Annotated in this window: 12 protein-coding genes; 8 read left to right on the top strand and 4 right to left on the bottom strand. The window is 65.8% G+C overall.

The window, feature by feature from the left end:
- Window positions 1–66: 66 nt before the first annotated feature.
- Window positions 67–2106: a DNA helicase RecQ gene (gene recQ, locus ACEWPM_RS18005; RefSeq protein WP_393963655.1), complete on the top strand. Its 2040-nt coding sequence runs from the start codon at window positions 67–69 to the stop codon at window positions 2104–2106.
- A 27-nt stretch (window positions 2107–2133) separates the two neighbouring features.
- The gene (yaaA, locus tag ACEWPM_RS18000) at window positions 2134–2889 is read left to right on the top strand and encodes a peroxide stress protein YaaA (protein WP_393963656.1); all 756 of its coding nucleotides are present in this window, start codon (window positions 2134–2136) and stop codon (window positions 2887–2889) included.
- Window positions 2890–2892: 3 nt separating this feature from the next.
- On the opposite strand, the gene ACEWPM_RS17995 is transcribed toward yaaA, so the two are convergent.
- Complete coding sequence (locus ACEWPM_RS17995) at window positions 2893–5076, bottom strand: response regulator (RefSeq protein ID WP_393963657.1); 2184 nt, start codon at window positions 5074–5076, stop codon at window positions 2893–2895.
- 145 nt (window positions 5077–5221) lie between these two features.
- Here ACEWPM_RS17995 and ACEWPM_RS17990 point away from each other — a divergent pair, with 145 nt between their 5' ends.
- Window positions 5222–10630: an alpha-2-macroglobulin family protein gene (locus tag ACEWPM_RS17990; protein ID WP_393963658.1), complete on the top strand. Its 5409-nt coding sequence runs from the start codon at window positions 5222–5224 to the stop codon at window positions 10628–10630.
- Window positions 10631–10633: 3 nt separating this feature from the next.
- A complete protein-coding gene (gene pbpC, locus ACEWPM_RS17985; protein WP_393963659.1) occupies window positions 10634–12664 on the top strand; it encodes a penicillin-binding protein 1C in 2031 nt (676 codons plus the stop codon).
- A 6-nt stretch (window positions 12665–12670) separates the two neighbouring features.
- On the opposite strand, the gene rpe is transcribed toward pbpC, so the two are convergent.
- Window positions 12671–13363, bottom strand: coding sequence for a ribulose-phosphate 3-epimerase (rpe, locus tag ACEWPM_RS17980; RefSeq protein WP_393963660.1), 693 nt, complete (start codon window positions 13361–13363; stop codon window positions 12671–12673).
- 134 nt (window positions 13364–13497) lie between these two features.
- Here rpe and ACEWPM_RS17975 point away from each other — a divergent pair, with 134 nt between their 5' ends.
- The 3 genes from ACEWPM_RS17975 (at window position 13498) to ACEWPM_RS17965 (ending at window position 17055) form a co-directional block, all read left to right on the top strand.
- Window positions 13498–13947: a PaaI family thioesterase gene (locus tag ACEWPM_RS17975; protein ID WP_393963661.1), complete on the top strand. Its 450-nt coding sequence runs from the start codon at window positions 13498–13500 to the stop codon at window positions 13945–13947.
- A 67-nt stretch (window positions 13948–14014) separates the two neighbouring features.
- Window positions 14015–15463 carry a TrkH family potassium uptake protein gene (locus tag ACEWPM_RS17970; RefSeq protein ID WP_393963669.1) on the top strand — a complete coding sequence of 483 codons (1449 nt, stop codon included), beginning with the start codon at window positions 14015–14017 and terminating at the stop codon, window positions 15461–15463.
- Entirely contained in the window at window positions 15463–17055 is a 1593-nt protein-coding gene (locus tag ACEWPM_RS17965; RefSeq protein ID WP_393963662.1) for a thiamine pyrophosphate-binding protein, read from the top strand. The genes ACEWPM_RS17970 and ACEWPM_RS17965 overlap by 1 nt, the downstream gene beginning before the upstream one ends.
- 62 nt (window positions 17056–17117) lie before the next feature.
- Here ACEWPM_RS17965 and aroC read toward each other — a convergent pair whose 3' ends face one another.
- Both aroC and ald read right to left on the bottom strand, forming a co-directional pair.
- On the bottom strand, window positions 17118–18224 hold the full coding sequence (gene aroC, locus ACEWPM_RS17960; protein ID WP_393963663.1) for a chorismate synthase: 1107 nt from the start codon (window positions 18222–18224) through the stop codon (window positions 17118–17120).
- 93 nt (window positions 18225–18317) lie between these two features.
- Window positions 18318–19430 carry an alanine dehydrogenase gene (gene ald / locus ACEWPM_RS17955; RefSeq protein ID WP_393963664.1) on the bottom strand — a complete coding sequence of 371 codons (1113 nt, stop codon included), beginning with the start codon at window positions 19428–19430 and terminating at the stop codon, window positions 18318–18320.
- 134 nt (window positions 19431–19564) lie between these two features.
- Here ald and ACEWPM_RS17950 point away from each other — a divergent pair, with 134 nt between their 5' ends.
- Window positions 19565–20023, top strand: coding sequence for an Lrp/AsnC family transcriptional regulator (locus ACEWPM_RS17950; RefSeq protein ID WP_393963665.1), 459 nt, complete (start codon window positions 19565–19567; stop codon window positions 20021–20023).
- The last annotated feature ends 106 nt before the right edge of the window (window positions 20024–20129 follow it).

The raw sequence follows: 20129 nt of genomic DNA, 5'->3' as shown, positions 1-20129 counted from the left end.
GTTCACCGAATCTTAGTGTGAAAATACTTCTGTAAGAGCAGCAGAGCGAAGTTACAGGATACTTTCATGCCCCCCGCCGCCACCCTTCTGAGGGATATCTTCGGATTCGATGCCTTTCGCCCGGGGCAGGAGGATATCGTCAGCGCCGTGGCCGCCGGGCAGAACGTGCTGGCCATCATGCCCACGGGCGGCGGCAAGTCCCTCTGCTTCCAGCTGCCCGCGCTGATGCGCGAGGGCGTGACGGTCGTGATCTCGCCGCTGATTGCGCTCATGCGCGACCAGGTCCGCGCCCTGCGCGCGGCGGGCGTCGAGGCGGGCGCGCTCACCTCCGGCAACACCGAGGAAGAGACCGCTGCCGTTTGGGAGGCGCTCGAGGCCGGGCGACTGAAACTGCTCTATATCGCGCCCGAGCGGCTGGCCGCCGGCTCGGCGATGGGCATGTTGCGGAGGATCAACGTAAGCCTCATCGCCGTGGACGAGGCGCATTGCGTCAGCCAGTGGGGTCACGATTTCCGCCCCGACTATCTGCGCATCGGCGAACTGCGCCGCGCGCTGGATGTGCCGCTGGCCGCGTTCACCGCAACGGCGGATGCCGAAACACAGGATGAGATCATCGAAAAGCTGTTCGACGGCGCTGCGCCCGAACGCTTCCTGCATGGCTTCGACCGCCCCAACATCCACCTCGCCTTTCAGGCCAAGGACAGCCCGCGCCGCCAGATCATGGACTTTGCCCGCGCGCGCAAGGGGCAGTCCGGCATCGTCTATTGCGGCACCCGCGCACGCACCGAAACGCTGGCGCAGGCGCTGCGCGAGGCGGGGCATAACGCGGTCGCATATAATGGCGGGATGGAGGCGGGCACCCGCCGCGAGGTCGAGGCGCGGTTCAACGCCGAGGATGGCTTGATCGTGGTCGCGACCGTGGCCTTCGGCATGGGCGTGGACAAGCCCGACATCCGCTGGGTCGCTCATGCGGACCTGCCCAAATCCATCGAGAGCTATTATCAGGAAATCGGCCGCGCGGGCCGCGACGGCGCCCCCGCCGAGACGCTGACGCTCTATGGCCCCGACGATATCCGCCTGCGCCGCAGTCAGATCGACGAAGGGCTGGCCCCGCCCGAGCGGCGCATGGCCGATCACGCACGGCTCAACGCGCTGTTGGGCCTCGCCGAGGCGCTGGAATGCCGACGGGTGAAATTGCTCGGCTATTTCGGCGAGGCCAGCGAGGCTTGCAAGAATTGCGACCTCTGCGACACGCCTCCCGCCACCTACGACGGGACCGAGGCTGTGCGCAAGGCGCTGTCGGCCATCCTGCGCACAGGTGAATATTTCGGCGCAGGGCATCTGATCGACATCCTCACCGGCAAGGCGACCGAGAAGGTGCGCCAGCGTGGCCATGACGATCTGCCCACCTTCGGCGTGGGCAAGGACCTGTCCAAGGGCAGCTGGCAGGCCATCTTTCGCCAGATGATGGGCCACGATCTGGTGCGCCCCGACCCCGAGCGGCACGGCGCGCTGCGCATGACGGACCCTGCGGTGCCCATCCTCAAGGGCGAGGCCGGGATCACCTTGCGCAAGGATATGGTGCAGGCGGGAGACCGCCGCCCCGCCGCAAAGGCGCTGGTCTCGGACGAGGATGCGCCGCTTCTGTCGGCACTCAAGGCCAAGCGCCGCGCCTTTGCCGAGGCGCAGGGCGTGCCCGCCTATATCGTCTTCAACGACCGCACCCTGATCGAAATGGCCGAGGTTCGGCCCGCCAGCCTCGACGACATGGCGCGTATCGGCGGCGTCGGCGCCAAGAAGCTGGAGCAATACGGCGATGCGTTTCTCGAGGTGATCAACGGTGAGGCCGCGCAACTGCATCCTTCGCGCCGCAAACTGGCCGGGCGGGCCGCGGGCAGCATCTATGACCGGCTGAGCGAGGTGCAGCGCGAGCTGGCCCGCGGTGAGGCGGGCACGGGCAAACCGCTCAGCTGCGGGTCCAGTCTGATCACCCGCGTGGCCGAACAGCGCCCCCGCGACGCGGCGCAGATGGCCCGCATCCTCGGCGACAAGCGGGCCGAGCGTTTCGGCCCCGCCTTTCTGGACGTTCTGCAAGAGGCGGACTAAATCAGGGGCAACCCGAAAGGAATTGCCATGCTCGTCGCTATCTCGCCCGCCAAGAAACTCGATATGTCGCCCACGGACCGGCACGCCACCATCCCCGGCTTTGCCAAGGATGCCAAGGCGCTGGCCGAAGTCGCCCAGGGCCTGAGCCAGGATGAGCTTCGCAAGTTGATGCATATCAGCGCCGATCTGGCCAAGCTGAACGCCGAGCGCTTCGCCAATTTCGGCGAGATGGAGAGCAAGCCCGCCGCACTGGCCTTTGCCGGCGACACCTATCAGGGGCTTGAGGCGAAAAGCCTCGACGACGACGAAATGGCCTGGGCACAGGATCATCTGCGTATCCTGTCGGGCCTTTACGGCGTCTTGCGCCCGCTGGACGCGATCCGGCCCTACCGGCTGGAAATGGGCAGCAAGCTGAAGACCGAGCGGGGCAAATCGCTCTATGAGTATTGGGGCACGCGCCTCTCCGAGGCGTTGAACCGCCATGCCAGCGACGTGCAGACGGATGTTCTGGTCAATTGCGCCAGTCAGGAATATTTCGGCGCGGTCGACCTTGATGCGCTGAACCTGCGGGTCATCACGCCGGTCTTTCTGGAAAACAAGAGCGGGCAGCCCAAGATCGTCAGCTTCTACGCCAAAAAGGCGCGCGGCGCGATGGCACGGTTCATCATCCAGAACCGCCTGACCGATCCCGCGGCGCTGCGTGAGTTCGACACGGGCGGCTATGCCTACAGCCCGGACCTGTCCGAAGAGAACAAGCCCACCTTCCTGCGCGCTGCGGACTAGACATCAGCCCGCATCATCGACCGGCGGACGCGGCGGGCGCACATCGGGCGGGCATGCCTCCATGATACGCTCGTGGATCGCGCCCTTGCGCAGCGGCTTGGTCAGGTAGTGATCGAGGCCTGCGGCCAGGATGCCCGCATCGTCGCCCTCCATCGCGTGGGCGGTCATCGCCACGATCGGCACATGCGTGCCTGTCATGGCCTCGATCGCGCGGATATGACCAGTTGCCTCCTTGCCGTCCATCAGCGGCATCGAGATATCCATGAAGACAATATCGGGCCGCAGGCTTTGATATTTCTCCACCACCTCGACCCCGTTCTCAGCAAAGGTCAGTTCGACATCCAGCGTGCCTACCATCTTGGAAAAGACCAGCCGGTTCGTTTTATTGTCCTCGGCGGCCAGCACGCGCAGGGCGCGAGGGGGCGCATCCGCGGCGGGCTTCGCGGGCACGGGGGACACGGGCAGCGGCGCTGCAATCGCCCCTAGCGCGGCGCAGAGGTCATGGCGCGATACGGGCTTTTGCAGCACCGCGTGCAGCAGGGCGCGCGCCGGATCCTGCGCCGCATAGCCGGTGCTGTCGCTCAGCAGGATGACCGGCACATCATGCCCCGCCGCGCGCAGCGCCTCGGCCAGTTCCAGCCCGTCCATTGCGGCCAGGTGATGGTCCGTCAGCACCAGATCCACCTCCGGTCCCATTCGGGCCAGCGCCTCGGCGGCATCGGTGCAGCAGAGCGTGCCGGCCCCCAGCAGGCTGATCCGTTTTTCTAGGATCTGCCGGTTCGCTTCATTGCCATCAACGATCATCACCGAACGCAGATTCGCGATCTCGACCGGGCAAGGCGGCTCGGCCCCGCCCATCATCGGCATCGTGATCTGAAAGCCGAAGGTCGACCCGGCGCCCAGCTCGCTTTCGACCCAGATACGCCCCCCCATCATCCGCACAAGTTGTTGCGAGATGGCAAGGCCCAGCCCGGTGCCCTCGAAGCGGCGGTTATGCTCGTCATCCACTTGGTTGAACTCGCCAAAGACGTGATCGACCTTGTCCGCCGGAATGCCGATCCCGGTATCCTCGACCGTGATATGCACCTGCGCCTTGCCATCCTCGCCCGCAAGACCGGTCACGCGGATCAGGACATGGCCCTTCTCGGTGAACTTGACCGCGTTGCCCATGAGGTTGGTCAGCACCTGCCGCAGGCGGCCTGGATCGCCGATGAATTGCGTCGGCAGGAAGAGGTCATAATCCAGCAGGATGTCCAGCCCATGCTCGCGCGCCTTGGGCTGCATCAGCATGATCAGCTCGTGAATGCAGCGCTCGAGGTCGAATGGCTCGGGCTTGAGCGCCAGCTTCTCGGCCTCGATCTTGGAATAGTCCAGCACATCGTTGATGATGACCAGAAGGGCCTCGCCCGAATTCTTGATCGTATCGGCGTAGAGGCGCTGCTCGTCCGTGAGGTCCGTGTCTTTCAGCAGATCGGCCATGCCCACCACCCCGTTCATCGGTGTGCGGATCTCATGGCTCATGTTGGCGAGGAAGGACGATTTGGCGCGGTTTGCCGCCTCCGCGCGGGCGCGGGCCTCCTTCAGGCGCTCCTCATAGCGGATCGTTGCGGTGATGTTCAGCGCAAGGCTGACCACGTCACCGCCATGACCGCGCTGGTCAATCAGCTTGATGTATTCGCCGCTCCAGAGGCGGATGACGGTCGGCTCGGGATCGTTGCTTTGCCAGCGGTCCAGCATCGTCTCGCGCCATGCCGCGGGATCCTCGTCCCCGATATTGACGATGCCTTCTTCGGTGGCCAGTTGCAGGATCTCGACATAGCTGATGCCCGGCTCGATCGCACTCAGCCCGTCGAAGACCGAGCAATAGGCCGGGTTGGCCGCAATCATCCGCCCGCTGTCGTCGAAAAAGGCAAAACCGTCCTGAATCGTCTCGATGGAATGCCAGAGCCGCCGCTCGGCCACCTGCACCTTTTCATTGGCAACGTGCAGGTCGGATTTGACGCGCTGGTTTTCATCCAGCGCCGTCTGAACCTTGGCGCGGGTGACGACGATCTCGTCCGAAAGGGCGCGCGCATGCTTGCCCAGCTTACGGTTGGCGGCGTGCAGTTCGGCCTGCTTTTGCTCCAGCAGGCGCTCGGCGGCGAGGCGCGCGCGCCGCTCCTGTGCCAGCTTGTTGGCAAGATCCATGCCGATTCCCTGCCATGCCCTGTCCCTAGAATGCGGGTAAATCTGCGGCACCAAGGTGAACATCCCCTTAACACCGATCATTACGGCCATTGCCCGGAACAGCCGCACATGGCACCGTGGCTGCATTCCAGCCTCGGAGATTGCCATGATGCGCCCTGCCTTGTTCGCCCTGCTTTTCATCGGGATCGCTTCGGGGGCGGCCGCGCAATCCGCAATTCCCGAGAGGCGGGCGATCATCACGCAAAACGTGGATTTCTACGGCGCCGACCTGACGGCGATTTTCGACACGACATATGAAGCCTGCCAGAATGCGTGCCTCGGCACGCCGGACTGCCGCGCCTTTACCTATAACAGCAAGTCGAACGCATGCTTTCCCAAGAGCGCGATCAGCAACGAGCAGCCCTTTGAAGGTGCGATTTCGGGCCGCGTCGTGGCAACGAACCCTGCAGTGCTGGCAGAGGCGGAAGCGCGCGCCGGGGATCTGGCGTTTCTGGGCGGCGGCGCGATAGCCGATGCGCGGCAGCAGGCAGAGAAGATCGGGCGCCTGCATTCGGGGGGAAACTGGACCGCCGAGGCGATGATCACCGCCGCGCAGGAGCGCGAGGCGGGTGGCGACATGCTGAACGCGATGCGCTGGATGGGCGCGGCGACCGCCACCACCGATCTCAGCGAGCATTGGACCGATTATGCGCGCCTGTCGCTGCGCATCGAAGGCGACCAGTCACAGCATACCGCCCGCGCGATCTCGGCCAGCGTCAATGCCTATCTGCGCGCCCTTTCGGGCGGCGCGCGCGTCAATGCCCTGCTGATCATGGCCGAGGCGCTGGAGCGCGCGGGCCAGGGCCGCGACATGGTGCAAGCCCTGCGCCTGGCTGAGAGGATTCAACCCCGCGCGGATGTCACGGCGGCACTGAACGCGGCGGTTGCCAAATACGGCTTTCGCATCGTGGACAACTCGGTCGAGACAAGCACGGCCTCGCCGCGCATCTGCGCCGAATTCTCGGAGGACCTGATCGAGGCCGGCACCGATTATGCGCCCTTCGTCCGTCTGCCCGAGGCGGGCCTCGTCGTGCAGCCGGATCAGCGCCAGATCTGCATCGACGGCGTCCAGTTCGGCGAGCGCTACACGTTCACCTTCCGGCAGGGCCTGCCCGCCGCCGATGGCCAGACCCTGACCAAGAATGTCGACATCACCGCTTATGTGCGCGACCGCGAGCCGCAAATCACTTTTCCGGGCCGCGCCTACGTTCTGCCCCGCGCCGCTGATGCCGCGCTGCCGATCGAAACGGTGAACCTCGATGAGGTTCGACTGTCCCTGAGCCGCGTCAGTGACCGCAACCTTCTGCGCACCATGCAGGAGGGGTATTTTGGCCGCCCGCTGGACGCCTATGCACTAGATGCCTTCACGCAGGATATCGCGCAGGATGTCTGGACCGGCACGGGCGAGGTGCAGAACCAGCTCAACCGCACGATGACGACGCGTCTGCCCCTGGGCGATGTCCTGGCCGATCAGCCGCCGGGCATCTACACGCTGACGGGCAAGATCGAGGGCGTCGACCGCTATGATGACGCAGGCGCAACGCAATGGTTCGTGCTGACCGATCTGGGGCTGACGACGCTTTCGGGCAACGACGGGCTGCATGTCTTTGCCCGCAGCCTTGCCAGCGCAGAGGCGCTGGAGGGGATCGAGGTGACGCTGGTCTCGCGCTCCAACGCTGTGCTGGCCACCGCCGCGACCGATGCCGAGGGCCATGCCCATTTCGATCCCGGCCTTGCGCGCGGCACGGATGGCGCGGCGCCCGCGCTGATCCTCGCCGAGCGGGGTACGGAGGACGCGGCGTTCCTATCCCTGACCGACCCCGCCTTCGATCTGTCGGACCGCGGTGTCGAGGGGCGCGCGCCTGCGCCGCCCGTGGATGTGTTCCTTGCCACCGATCGCGGCGCCTACCGCGCGGGCGAGGTTATCCACGCCACCGCGCTGGCGCGCGACGATAGTGCCGAGGCGATCACCGGCCTGCCCCTGACCGCGATCCTGACGCGGCCCGACGGCGTCGAATACTTGCACACCCTGTCGCCCGATGGCGCCGCTGGCGGCCATGTCTTTGATCTGCCCGTAGGCGAAACCGCTCCGCGCGGGACATGGACGCTGGACATCAAGGCCGATCTTGGCGCACCGGCGCTGGCCAGCACGCAGGTTCTGGTCGAGGATTTCCTGCCCGAGCGGATCGATTTCGACCTGTCGCTGCCCGAGGGCACGCTGAGCGCCAACAATCTGCCGCCCCTTCAGGTCGCGGCGAAATACCTCTTTGGCGCGCCCGGCGCGGGCCTCAAATCCGAAGGTACGCTGGTGCTGCGCCCAGCGCGCGCGCTGGAGCCGTATCCCGGCTACGTTTTTGGCCGTTACGACGCAAGCAGCGATCCTAAGGTCGAGGTGCTGGACGGAGCTGAAACCGCCGAGGACGGCACGCTGACCCTGCCCTTGCGCCTGCCCGAGGATCTGGACGCCGCCCGTCCCTATGCCGCCACCGCGACCCTGCGCCTGCGCGAGGCGTCTGGCCGCCCGGTCGAGCGGCAGATCATCCGCACCGTCGCCCCCGCCGCGCCGATTATCGGGATCAAGCCAGCCAGCGATGATGTGGTGCCCGAAGGGGCCAATGCGATATTCAACGTGATCGGGATCGCACCCGACCTCAGCCGCACCGACATGCAGGTGGAGTGGACGCTGAACCGTGTGAACACCCGCTATCAGTGGTATCGCCAATATGGCGACTGGAATTGGGAGCCGATCACGACCCGTACGCGCATCGCGTCTGGCACCGGCACGCTTGGCGACGATCCCCTAACCGTCAGCGCGCCTGTCGAATGGGGCGAGTACGAGCTGCTGGTCGAACGAACGGATGGCGCCTACACCGCCTCCTCGGTCCAGTTCTACGCGGGCTGGTATGCGCCCGCCGAAGGCAGCCAGACGCCCGATACGTTGCAAGTTTCGCTCGACTCAGACAGCTATGCGCCCGGCGATACCGCCCGCCTGCGGATCGACGCGCGCCATGCCGGAACCGCCCTGGTTAGCGTGATGTCGAACCGCGTCATCTCGCGCCAGTCAGTGGAAGTCAGCGAGGGCGAGACCGTGATCCCTGTCGAGGTGACCGAGGCGTGGGGCCCCGGCGCCTATGTCACCGCGCAGCTGATCCGCCCGATGGACGTGGCCGCCGGGCAGAACCCGGCGCGCAGCCTTGGCCTTGCCTATGCCAGCATCGACCCTGGCGCCAAGCAACTGAGCGTCAGCATCGACGCGCCGGACACGGCCGATCCGCGCGGGCCGCTTGCGACCAGTGTCACCGTGGACGGGCTGGAGGGCGAGACGGGCTACGTCACCCTCGCTGCCGTGGATGTGGGCATCCTCAACCTCACCGGGTTCGACAGCCCCGATCCCTCGGGTCACTATTTCGGCCAGCGCCGCCTTGGGGTCGAAATCCGTGACATCTATGGGCGCCTCATCGACGGCATGAACGGGGCTGAGGGCACCGTGCGCTCGGGCGGGGATGCCGGGAACGGGATGCAGCGCCAATCGCCGCCCCCGACCGAAGAATTGGTGGCCTACTTCACCGGCCCGCTGACCGTGGAGTCGGATGGTACTGCCACCGCCAGCTTCGAGCTGCCGGATTTCAACGGTACCGTGCGCCTCATGGCCATCGCGTGGAGCGCGAAGGGCGTCGGCCAGGCCGCGCGCGACGTAATTGTGCGCGATCCGGTCGTGCTGACCGCGTCCCTGCCCCGCTTTCTCGCGCCGGGTGATCGCAGTTCGCTGCTGCTGGAAGTCGTTCACGCCACCGGCCCCACAGGCCGCGTGGGTCTGGATATCACCGCAGAGGGCCTTGCGCTGAGCGACGATATCCCCTCGGGTTTCGATCTGGCAGAGGGGCAGAAGCAGAGCTTCCGCCTGCCGATCAAGGCGGGCGAGGTGGGCGATTATCCCATCCGCATCGCGCTGACCGCACCCGATGGCCGGCAGCTGACCAAATCACTGACCCTGCCCGTGCGCGCCAATGATCCGCCCGTGTCGCAGACCCGTCAGTTCCAGCTGGCAGCGGGCGATACCTTCACGCTCACCGATGACGTCTTTGCGGACTACCGCCAAGGTACGGGCGAGGCGGTCATCTCGGCGGGCGCCATCGCGCGGCTGAACGTGGCTGGGCTGCTGCAATCGCTGGACCGCTACCCTTACGGCTGCACAGAACAGGTCACCTCCCGCGCGCTGCCGCTCCTTTACTTCAACCAGATCGCCAGCGCGCTGGGCATCGGCAATGATGCGGGCATCAAGGCGCGGATAGATCAAGCCGTTGCGCGCGTTCTGACACGCCAGACCGCCAGCGGCGCTTTCGGCCTCTGGCAGGCGCAATCGGGCGATTTCTGGCTGGATGCCTATGTCGCCGACTTCCTCTCACGCGCCCGCGCCGAGGGCTATGACGTACCGGACCCCGCCTTTGCCATGGCAATGGACAACCTGCGCAACCGCGTGAACTACGCCCCCGATTTCGACAACGGCGGCGAGGATATCGCCTATGCGCTGATGGTCCTTGCCCGCGAAGGCGCGGCGGCGATGGGCGATCTGCGCTACTATGCAGACGTCAAGGCAAATGACTTCGCCACGCCGTTGGCACAGGCGCAACTGGGCGCGGCGCTCGCCTCCTACGGCGATCCCAGCCGCGCGGATGCAATGTTTCGCGCCGCCCTCGCCAGCAGCAAGGGCGTGAGCGATGGCGCGCATGTCTGGCGAAGCGATTACGGCACGGCGATGCGCGACCGGGCGGGCGTGCTGGCGCTGATGGTCGAGGCCGGCAGCGAGGCCGGTGATGCTGTGGACCTCGCGCGCAGCCTCGATACGGACGGCCCGCACCTGTCGACCCAGGAAGAGGCGTGGAGCCTTCTGGCCGCCCATGCCCTGATCGACGAGACAGGCGCGGCGGGCCTCACCCTCAACGGCGATCCGGTCAGCGGCCCCTTCATCCGCAAGCTGGAAGCAAGCATCACGGACCCTCAAGCGATCCGCAATATGGGCCAGAGCGGGACCGACGTCACGCTGACCACCTTTGGCGTGCCGCAGGTGCCCGGCCCGGCGGATGGCTATGGCTACCGGATCGAGCGAGAATATTTCGACATGGACGGCGCGCGCACCGACCTCGATGACGTGGCGTCGGGCACGCGGCTGGTCGCGGTGCTGACCGTCACGCCCTTCGAGGCCAGCGAGGCGCGGCTGATCATCGACGATGCACTGCCTGCGGGCCTTGAGATCGACAACCCCAATCTGATCACCTCGGGCGATATCGGCGCGCTCGACTGGCTGCAGACGGCCTATGCGGAGCATACCGAGTTCCGTAGCGACCGGTTCATCGCAGCCGTCGACTGGCGCGGGGATCGGCCCTTCCGCCTCGCCTATATCGTGCGCGCGGTGAGCCCCGGCAGCTATCACCACCCCGCCGCCACGGTCGAGGATATGTATCGGCCTGAATACCGTGCCAATACCGAGACCGGCGCTATGACGGTGACGGAGTAGACCATGCGCGCACATCGCTGGCTCTTTGCGCTCGCCCTGACACTCGGGCTGGGGGCCGGCGCTCGGGACAGGCTGGACGCCTGGATTGCGACCACGCCCATGCCCCCGCTGGTGACGACAACGGGTACCGAGGTGCTGGACCGCCACGGCCGGCCATTGCGCATCTACACCGTCGCCGATGGCCGCTGGCGGCTGGCCCCGGGGCAGGTGGACCCCGCGTTTACCGACATGTTGATCGCCTATGAGGATCAGCGATTTGCCAGCCATTCAGGCGTCGATCCGCGCGCCATGCTGCGGGCCGCCGCACAGGCCGCGCGACATGGCAGCATCACATCGGGCGCATCGACCCTGACGATGCAGGTCGCGCGGCTGATGGAGGATGGCAGCACCGGGCAGTGGGCGGGCAAGCTGCGGCAGATCCGGCTGGCGCTGGCGCTGGAGCGGCACCTGACCAAGGATCAGATCCTGCAGATCTACCTTGCCCGCGCGCCTTATGGTGGCAATGTCGAGGGCATCCGCGCCGCCACCCTCTCGTGGTTCGGCAAGGAGCCCCGGCGCCTCACCCCCGCGGAGGCCGCGCTGCTGGTGGCCCTGCCCCAATCGCCTGAAACGCGCCGCCCCGACAGGCACCGGGAGGCGGCCCGCGCCGCGCGGGACCGCGTGCTGGACCGGATGGTGCGGCAAGACGTGCTGAGCGAGGAGGAGGCCGAGGCCGCCAAGCTGGACCCGGTGCCAGTCACGCGCCGCCCCTTCCCGGCCTTGGCGCCGCATCTGGCCGACCGCGCGCTGGCCGAGAAGCCGGGCGTGGTGCGACATGATCTGACAATCGATGCCGCACATCAGATACAGCTTGAGGCGCTGGCCGCCCGCGCTGTGCGCGGCCTGCCGGGGGCGGTTTCCGTCGCCATCGTTCTGGCCGATCACCGCAGCGGCGAGATCCTCGCCTCGGTTGGATCGGCGGGCTTTGACTCTGGCGTGCGGCAGGGCTTTGTCGACATGACGACCGCGCTACGTTCGCCCGGATCGACGTTGAAACCAGTGATCTATGCCATGGCCTTTGACCGGGGGCTGGCACATCCGCAGACCCTGATTGACGACGCGCCCGTGCGCTTTGGCCGCTATGCGCCGCAGAATTTCGATGGGTATTTTCGCGGCGAGCTGACGGCGGCGGATGCGCTGCGCCAGTCGCTCAACATCCCGCCCGTGCGCCTGATGGATGCCATGGGCCCCGCGCATCTGATGGACGTGATGCGCCGCGCCGGTATGCGGCCCAAACTGGCGGGTGACCATGCCGGGCTGGCCGTGGCGCTGGGCGGCGTGGGCGTCAGCCTGACCGACATGGTGCAGCTCTACGCCGCGCTCGCGCGCGGTGGCGAGGCCGTGCCGCTGCGCTGGCGGCAGGGCGAAACAGGCCCGGCCAGCCGAATCCTTGGCCGCGCCGCCGCGTGGCAGGTCGGCGATGTACTCGCGAGCCTCGCGCCACCGCCCAATGCGCCTGCCCGCGCGCTGGCCTACAAGACCGGCACCTCCTATGGGCACCGCGATGCCTGGGCGCTTGGGTGGGATGGCGCGCATGTGGCGGGCGTCTGGATCGGGCGGCCCGATGGCACGCCGGTGCCCGGTGCCTTTGGTGGCGACCTGGCCGCGCCGCTCCTGTTCGAGGCGTTCCAGCGGTTGAAACCTGCCTTTGATCCGCTGCCGCCACCACCGCCCGAGACGCTGATCCTCGCCACCGCCGAGCTGCCGCAGCCCCTCCGCCGCTTTGCCGGTCGCGGCGCCGCCTTCGACCTGGCGCGCGGTGCGCCAAAGCTGATCTTTCCGCCCGATGGCGCGCGCATGGCCGCCGAGGGCGGTTTGCCGGTCAAGGTGCGGGGCGGCACGCCGCCCTATACGTGGATGGCGAATGGCGCGCCTGTGCTGACAGGCATCCGGCGCGAGCAAGCGATCATCGCCGGTCTGGGACAAGGCTATAGCCAGATCGCCGTGATCGACGCCAAGGGGCGCAGCGCTCGGATCAGGGTCCGGCTGGATTGAGACCGCTCAGCCCTGCGCGGCCTCGGCAGCGGAACGAATGGCGCGGATATTCTCGCCGTAAGCTGCGGGATTATCGACGCTCCCGCCCTTGAAGACACCCGAGCCGGCGACGAACACATCCGCTCCGGCCTCGGCCATGAGAGGCGCGGTCTCGGGGGTCATGCCGCCGTCGATCTCGATATGGATGGGGCGGTCGCCAATCATGGCGCGCAGGCTGCGCACCTTTTCGATCTGGCTGTGAATGAATTTCTGGCCGCCAAAGCCGGGGTTCACCGTCATCACGCAGATGAGGTCCACCATGTCCAGCAGATGCGGCACCGCATCGAGCCCCGTGCCTGGGTTGAGCGCCAGCCCGGCCTTGCAGCCCGCGCCGCGAATGGCCTGCAGCGTGCGGTGGATATGCGGCCCGGCCTCCAGATGCGCGGTCAGAATATCGGCCCCGGCGCCGGCATAGGCGTCGATATAGGCATCGACCGGCGAGATCATCAGATGCACGTCCATGACAGTGCGGATATGCGGGCGAATGGCCGCCAAGAGGGGCGGGCCGAAGGTGAGGTTCGGCACGAAATGCCCGTCCATCACATCGACATGCACCCAATCACAGCCTTCGCCCTCGATTGCCCGGATTTCCTGCCCGAAATTGGCGAAATCGGCGGAAAGGATCGACGGGGCGATCTTGATCTTGCGGTTGAATGTCATAACGGGCGCTCCGCGGGTGTGGCTGTTGCGGCGTAGATGGAGCCTAAACCCCCTTGGGGTCAAGTGCACGCGATTGCGGCGGGCGCGGCTTTGTGCCACCTATCACTGTACCCGTGCGCAAAAAGGCCCTCCCTATGACCGACATGCCCTCTGACAACGCCCCCGAGACCGCCATCGACCCCTCCTTTCTGGAAGCTCCGTCTGGGCTGCAGGTTCACCTTGGATATGAGTTGACGGAATGGGCGCGCGATCATGCGGTGGTCGAGATGGATTTCGCCCCGCATTTGCACAACCGGCAGGGGTTGCTGCATGGCGGCGTTCATGCGCTGATGCTGGACACGGCCATGGGATATGCAGGCTGCTACACGGGCGATCCGGCCCAACAGCAAAACGCGCTGACCCTGTCAATGACGGTCAATTACATCGGCCAGCTCAAGGGCAAACGCATCATCGCGACGGGGCGGCGCACGGGGGGCGGTCGGCGCACCTATTTCGCCGAGGCCGTGGTGACGGATGAGAATGGCGAGATCGCAGCAAGCGCGACGGGCGTCTTTCGCTATCGCACCGGGCCTTTGACAGGCTGACATGTCGGGGCCGGTGGTATCCCAGTCGCGCACGCCGCGAAACGGGGCGCGGGCCGATCCCCGCGTCATTTTCGATCTGCGCCCGGTCGGCTATGTCATCGGCCTGACGCTGATGGCGATGGGCCTGACCATGCTGCTGCCGCTGATCGTGGATATCGCCGAGGGACGCGGCCATTGGGAGGTGTTTGCCCAATCCTCGATCATGACGATCCTTATCGGCGGCCTGGTCGCGGGCGCCTGCCGCAACGGGGTGGGCGAGGGCCTGACGATCCGGCAGACCTTCCTGCTGACGACGGGTGTCTGGGTGGTGCTGCCGGTTTTTGGCGCCCTGCCCTTCATGCTGGGCGAGACGGCATTGGGCGTCACCGATGCGGTGTTCGAGGCGATGTCAGGCCTGACGACCACCGGATCGACCGTGATCACAGGCCTCGACACGCTGCCCAAAGGCATTCTTTTGTGGCGCGGTATCATGCAATGGCTGGGCGGGGTCGGCATCGTCGTTGTGGCCATGGTGTTCCTGCCCGAATTGCGCGTCGGCGGGATGCAGATCTTTCGCGCCGAGGCCTTCGACACGATGGGCAAGATCCTGCCCCGAGCCACCGAGATCGCCAGCCGCATCTCGGTGATCTACCTGGGCATGACCATCGCCTGCATGCTGGCCTATATCATGACTGGCATGTCGCCCTTCGATGCAACCGTTCATGCCATGACGACGGTCTCGACCGGCGGCATGGCCAATTACGACGCCTCCTTCGGCGCACTGCACAAATCGGCCGAATATGTGGCGACGGTCTTCATGATCCTCGCGGCGCTGCCATTCGTGCGCTTCGTTCAGATGCTGGCCGGAACGGCGCAGCCGATGCTGCGCGACCCGCAAGTGCGCGGATTCTTCATGACGATCTTCAGCATCGTCATGACGTTGACCGCATGGCAATTCGTTCAGCGCGCGCATTTCACCGAAGAGACGTTTCGCGAGGTGCTGTTCAATGTCGTGTCGATCATCACCGGCACCGGCTATTCCAGCGAAAACTACATGCTTTGGGGGCCGTTCGCAGTCTCGATCTTTTTCTTTACCGGGCTGATCGGCGGCTGCGCCGGATCCACCTCATGCTCGGTCAAGATCTTCCGCTACCAGCTGCTCTTTGCGTCCATCCGGGTGCAGCTGGCCCGCATCCGCGCACCGCATGGCGTGTTCACGCCGCGCTATGCCGGCAAGACCGTTGGCGACGACGTGATGAACTCGGTCATGTCGTTCTTTGTCTTCTTTACCGTCAGCCTTGGCCTCTTCGCGGTCCTACTGGGCCTGACCGGCCTCGATTTCGTCACCGCCCTGTCGGGCGCGGCGACGGCGCTGGGCAATATCGGGCCGGGCCTTGGCGACACGATCGGGCCGGCCGGGAATTTTGCCATGCTCAACGACACCGCCAAGTGGATCCTGACCACGGCCATGCTGGTCGGCCGGTTGGAGCTGCTGGCGGTCTATGCCATCTTCACCGTCTCATTCTGGAGGATCTGATGTCCGATACACACCGCAGCCGCCCCTTGGGCGCGCAAATCTCACATATGCTGAAATCGCGCGGGGTCGATACGATCTTTGGCATCCCCGGCGTGCATAACCAGGAAATGTATCGCGGCATCGAGGAGGCGGGCATCCGCCACCTGCTGGCCCGGCACGAACAGGGCGCAGGTTTCATGGCCGATGGCTATGCCCGCGCCAGCGGCAAGCCGGGGGTGGCCTATGTCATCACCGGCCCCGGCCTGTGCAACACGATGACGCCGATGGGACAGGCCTATTCCGACAGTGTGCCGCTTCTGGTGCTGTCCTCCTGCCTTGACGAGACGGCGGCGACGCGCGGCCAGTTGCACCAGATGCTGGATCAGCAGGCGGCGGGCGCCACGGTGTCGGACTGGTCCTACACCGCCTATACCGCCGCGGCCGCCTACAGCCTGATCGACCGCGCCCTGACCGAGTTCCAGACCGAGCGCCCCCGCACCAAGCATATTCAGGTGCCGATCGCGGCGCTGGTCGCCGAGGCGGACCCGGCCCCGGACGCCGCCCCCGAGGTGACACGCACGCCGCAATCCCTGCCCGAGGGCATCGCAGACCGTATCAGGGCGGCCAAACGCCCGCTCTTCATTCTGGGGGGCGGCAGCACGGGCGCATCAGGCGGCGCGCGACAGGCCCTGCGCACGCTGAAGGCGGCCAGCTTTCCCACCTATGCCGGGCGCGGCGTTGTCTCGGCGGCCGACGACCCGCTGCATTTCAGCGGCTTCCTCGGACGCCCCGAGAGCGCCAGTGTCGCCGCCAGTGCCGATCTGGTCGTCGTCGTGGGCAGCGAGCTCTCGGAGATGGACCTCTGGCGCGACACGCTGGGCCATGAGGGCGCGATGATCCGTGTCGATATCGACCCCGAGGTGCTGGGCCAGATTCCGGGCAGCATCGCGGTTCAGATGAATGCGCGCGATTTTTTCGAAGGGCTGAACGTCGCACTGGAGGGACATGAGGCGAAGACCTCCTGGACCGCGGACGAGGTGGCCAAGGCGCGCAAGCGGTGGCGCATGGAGTCGGACTCCGAGCGGCCCGGCATCATGCGCGTCTGTGATGCGCTGATCGACGTGATGCCCGAGGATACCATGTATTTCTCGGACATGACCCAGTTCGCCTATACCGGCAAGGAAGTATGGGACATGCATCGCCCCGGCCATTGGCATCACCCCTATGGCTTTGGCACGCTAGGCTATGCCCTGCCCGCCGGGATCGGTGGCGCGGCGGCGCGACCAGACCTGCCGACCGTCGTGATCGCTGGGGATTATGGCTTTCAGTACACCGTGCAGGAGCTGGGCACAGCGGTCGAACTGGGTCAGCCGCTGCCGATCCTGCTTTGGGACAATGGCAAGCTGAAAGAGATCGAGGACAGCATGGTGCGCGCCCAGATCGCCCCGAACTCGGTGATCGCGCATAACCCCGATTTCTGCGCACTGGCCGAAGCCTATGGCGCGAAATCCGCCGCGCCGAAATCTCTGAAGGAACTGCAGGAGGCGGTCAGGGCCGCGTTCAAGGCCGATGGCCCGACGCTGATCTACATGACCGCTGACATGGCGGACTGACCGCGCAAACCGAGCGGGGAAAACGCGCGTTTTCCCCGCATGTTTCCGCGCGGAAACATGCTCTAACCGATGCGCCCCACGGGGCCAATTGCGCCCGTCTGTCCACGATGCAACAGCAGATGGTCCAGCAGCACGCAAGCCATCATCGCCTCGCCCACCGGCACCGCGCGGATGCCGACGCAAGGATCGTGCCGGCCCTTTGTCACCACCTCGGTCGGCGTGCCGTCCATGCGAATGGACGCGCGCGGGCTGAGGATCGACGAAGTCGGCTTGACGGCGAAGCGCACGACGATCTCCTGACCGGTCGAGATACCGCCCAGAATACCGCCCGAATGGTTGCTGCCATATTCGGGGCCATTCTCGCCCATGAATATCTCGTCGGCATTGTCCGTGCCCGTCAGCTCCGCTGCCGCCATTCCCTCACCAATCTCGACACCCTTCACGGCATTGATCGACATCATCGCCGCTGCCAGATCGGTATCCAGCTTGCCATAGATCGGCGCGCCGACGCCGGCGGGAACACCGCGCGCCACGACCTCGATGATCGCCCCGACCGAGTTGTGATCCTTGCGCAGCTTTTGCAGATAGGCCTCCCATTCAGGCGCAGCGCCCGCATCCGGCAGCCAGAAATCATTGCGGTCGATCGCGTCCCAGTCAAAGCGATCCCGGTCCAGCGCTATCGCGCCCATCCGGGTCATGTAGCCCTTGACCTGCACGCCGGGGATCAACTGATCCAGCGCCGCGCGCGCGATGCCGCCCGCCGCAACCCGCGCTGCCGTCTCGCGGGCGCTGCTGCGCCCGCCGCCGCGATAGTCACGATGCCCGTATTTCTGGTGATAGGTGATGTCGGCATGGCCGGGGCGGAAGGTGTTGGCGATGTCGCCGTAATCGCGTGACCGCTGATCCGTATTCTCGATCATCAGCTGGATCGACGTGCCGGTCGTCTTGCCCTCGAACACGCCCGAGAGGATGCGCACGGCATCAGGCTCGTTCCGCTGGGTCATGTTCTTGTTCTGGCCGGGGCGCCGCTTGTCCAGCCAGTGCTGCAGCATCGCCTCGTCCACCTCCACGCCGGGGGGGCAGCCATCGACTGTCGCGCCCAAGGCTGGCCCGTGGCTTTCACCCCAGGTGGTGACGCGAAACATATGTCCGAAAGTATTGAGGCTCATGGCGCGGCTCCTTTGGGCATGGGTCTAGCCGCCCGGCCCCAGCGCCTCAAGCCATTTTGGCGAAAGGGGCCGCACGTGGCGGCCCCTTCGGGATCAAAGAAGCGATTCAGGTGTCACCGAGTCGATGCCGAGCGCCTCGCCCACGGCCTTGTAGGTCAGCTTGCCCGCATGGATGTTCAGGCCGTTCAGCAGATGCGCATCATCGGCGCAGGCCTTCTTCCAACCCTTGTCGGCCAGCGCCAGCATGAAGGGCATGGTCGCGTTGCCCAGCGCAATGGTCGAGGTACGAGCAACCGCGCCGGGCATGTTGGCGACGCAGTAATGCACGATCCCGTCCACGTCGTAGATCGGATCCTGATGCGTCGTCGCCTTGGATGTCTCGAAACAGCCACCTTGATCGATCGCCACATCCACGAGGACCGAGCCCGGCTGCATCAGCGACAGCTGCTCGCGATTGACCAGCTTGGGCGCAGCAGCGCCGGGGATGAGAACCGCGCCCACCACCATGTCCATGCGCGGGAGCAGCTCCTCAACAGCACCCTTATCGGAATATTGGGTGGTCAGACGGCCCATGAACACATCGTCAAGATATGAGAGGCGCGGTACCGAGCGGTCCAGCACGGTGACGTTCGCGCCCATGCCGACCGCCACGCGTGCCGCAGCCGTGCCGACGACACCGCCGCCGATGACAGCGACATTCGCCGGGCGCACGCCTGGAACACCGCCCATCAGCACGCCGCTGCCGCCATTGGCCTTTTGTAGCGCCCAGGAACCGGCTTGCGGCGCAAGGCGGCCCGCAACCTCGGACATGGGCGCCAAGAGGGGCAGGCCGCCATTGCGGTCCGTGACCGTCTCATAGGCGATGGCGGTGCAGCCCGAAGCGATCAGGTCATGCGTCTGGTCGGGATCGGGGGCGAGATGCAGGAAGGTAAAGAGGATCTGCCCCTCGCGCAGCATCTTGCGCTCGTCCGCCTGCGGCTCCTTGACCTTGACGATCATCTCGGCGGTGTCGAACACCTCCTTGGCGGTGCCGAGGATCCTGGCCCCGGCGGCGGTGTAATCTTCATCCGTGAAGCCGGCACCAGCCCCGGCACCCGACTGTATCAGCACCTCGTGACCGCGCGCGACGGCCTCCCGCGCCGCATTGGGCGTGACGCCCACCCGATATTCCTGCGATTTTATTTCTGTCGGGCAACCGATCTTCATTTAGGCCTCTCCTCTGTTGATGCTGCCAGACTGCATCAGGGGTCGCGCAAGCGGTGTGAAACTTTACGCGCAGGTGGGCTTTTCCACGCAAGATTCTTCGTTAGACTGGCGCAATAAGAATAAGGATTGCCAGAATGTCCCTCGACTCACTCGATCGCCGTTTGCTGGCCGTGCTGCAGAAACGCGGCCGCATCTCGAACGCGGACCTTGCCGAGACGGTGAACCTCTCGGCCAGCGCCTGCCACCGCCGGGTGCAACGGCTGGAGAATGAGGGCTTCATCACCGGCTATGTCGCGCTGCTGGATCCGCAGAAGATGGGCGTCGCGGCCACGGTCTTTGTCGAGATCACGCTAAGTGCGCAGGCCGACAACGTGCTGGAGGCGTTTGAAAAGGCCGTCGCCCGCGTCCCCGACGTGCTGGAATGCCACCTGACGGCGGGCACGGCGGACTACATTTTAAAGATCGTGGCCGAAAGCACCGAGGACTTCGCACGCATCCACCGGCAGTATCTGACGCGGCTGCCGGGCGTGGCCAAGATGCAGTCGAGTTTCGCGCTGAGGACGGTGTGCCAGACGACGGCACTGCCGGTTTGAGGTGGGGGGTAGCACCGAAGGTCGGCTAAGCGGACAAAACGGACCTTGGTTCAATGTGCTCCAAAGTCCGCTTTTGTGGACTGTTCAACAAACGGTTCTTTTCGGA

The sequence above is a fragment of the Roseovarius maritimus genome (genome assembly GCF_043355895.2).
In the GTDB taxonomy this organism is placed as follows: Bacteria; Pseudomonadota; Alphaproteobacteria; order Rhodobacterales; family Rhodobacteraceae; genus Roseovarius; species Roseovarius maritimus.
The sequence above is the reverse complement of the archived record's forward strand: the minus strand, read 5'-3'. Positions and strand labels throughout refer to the sequence as shown.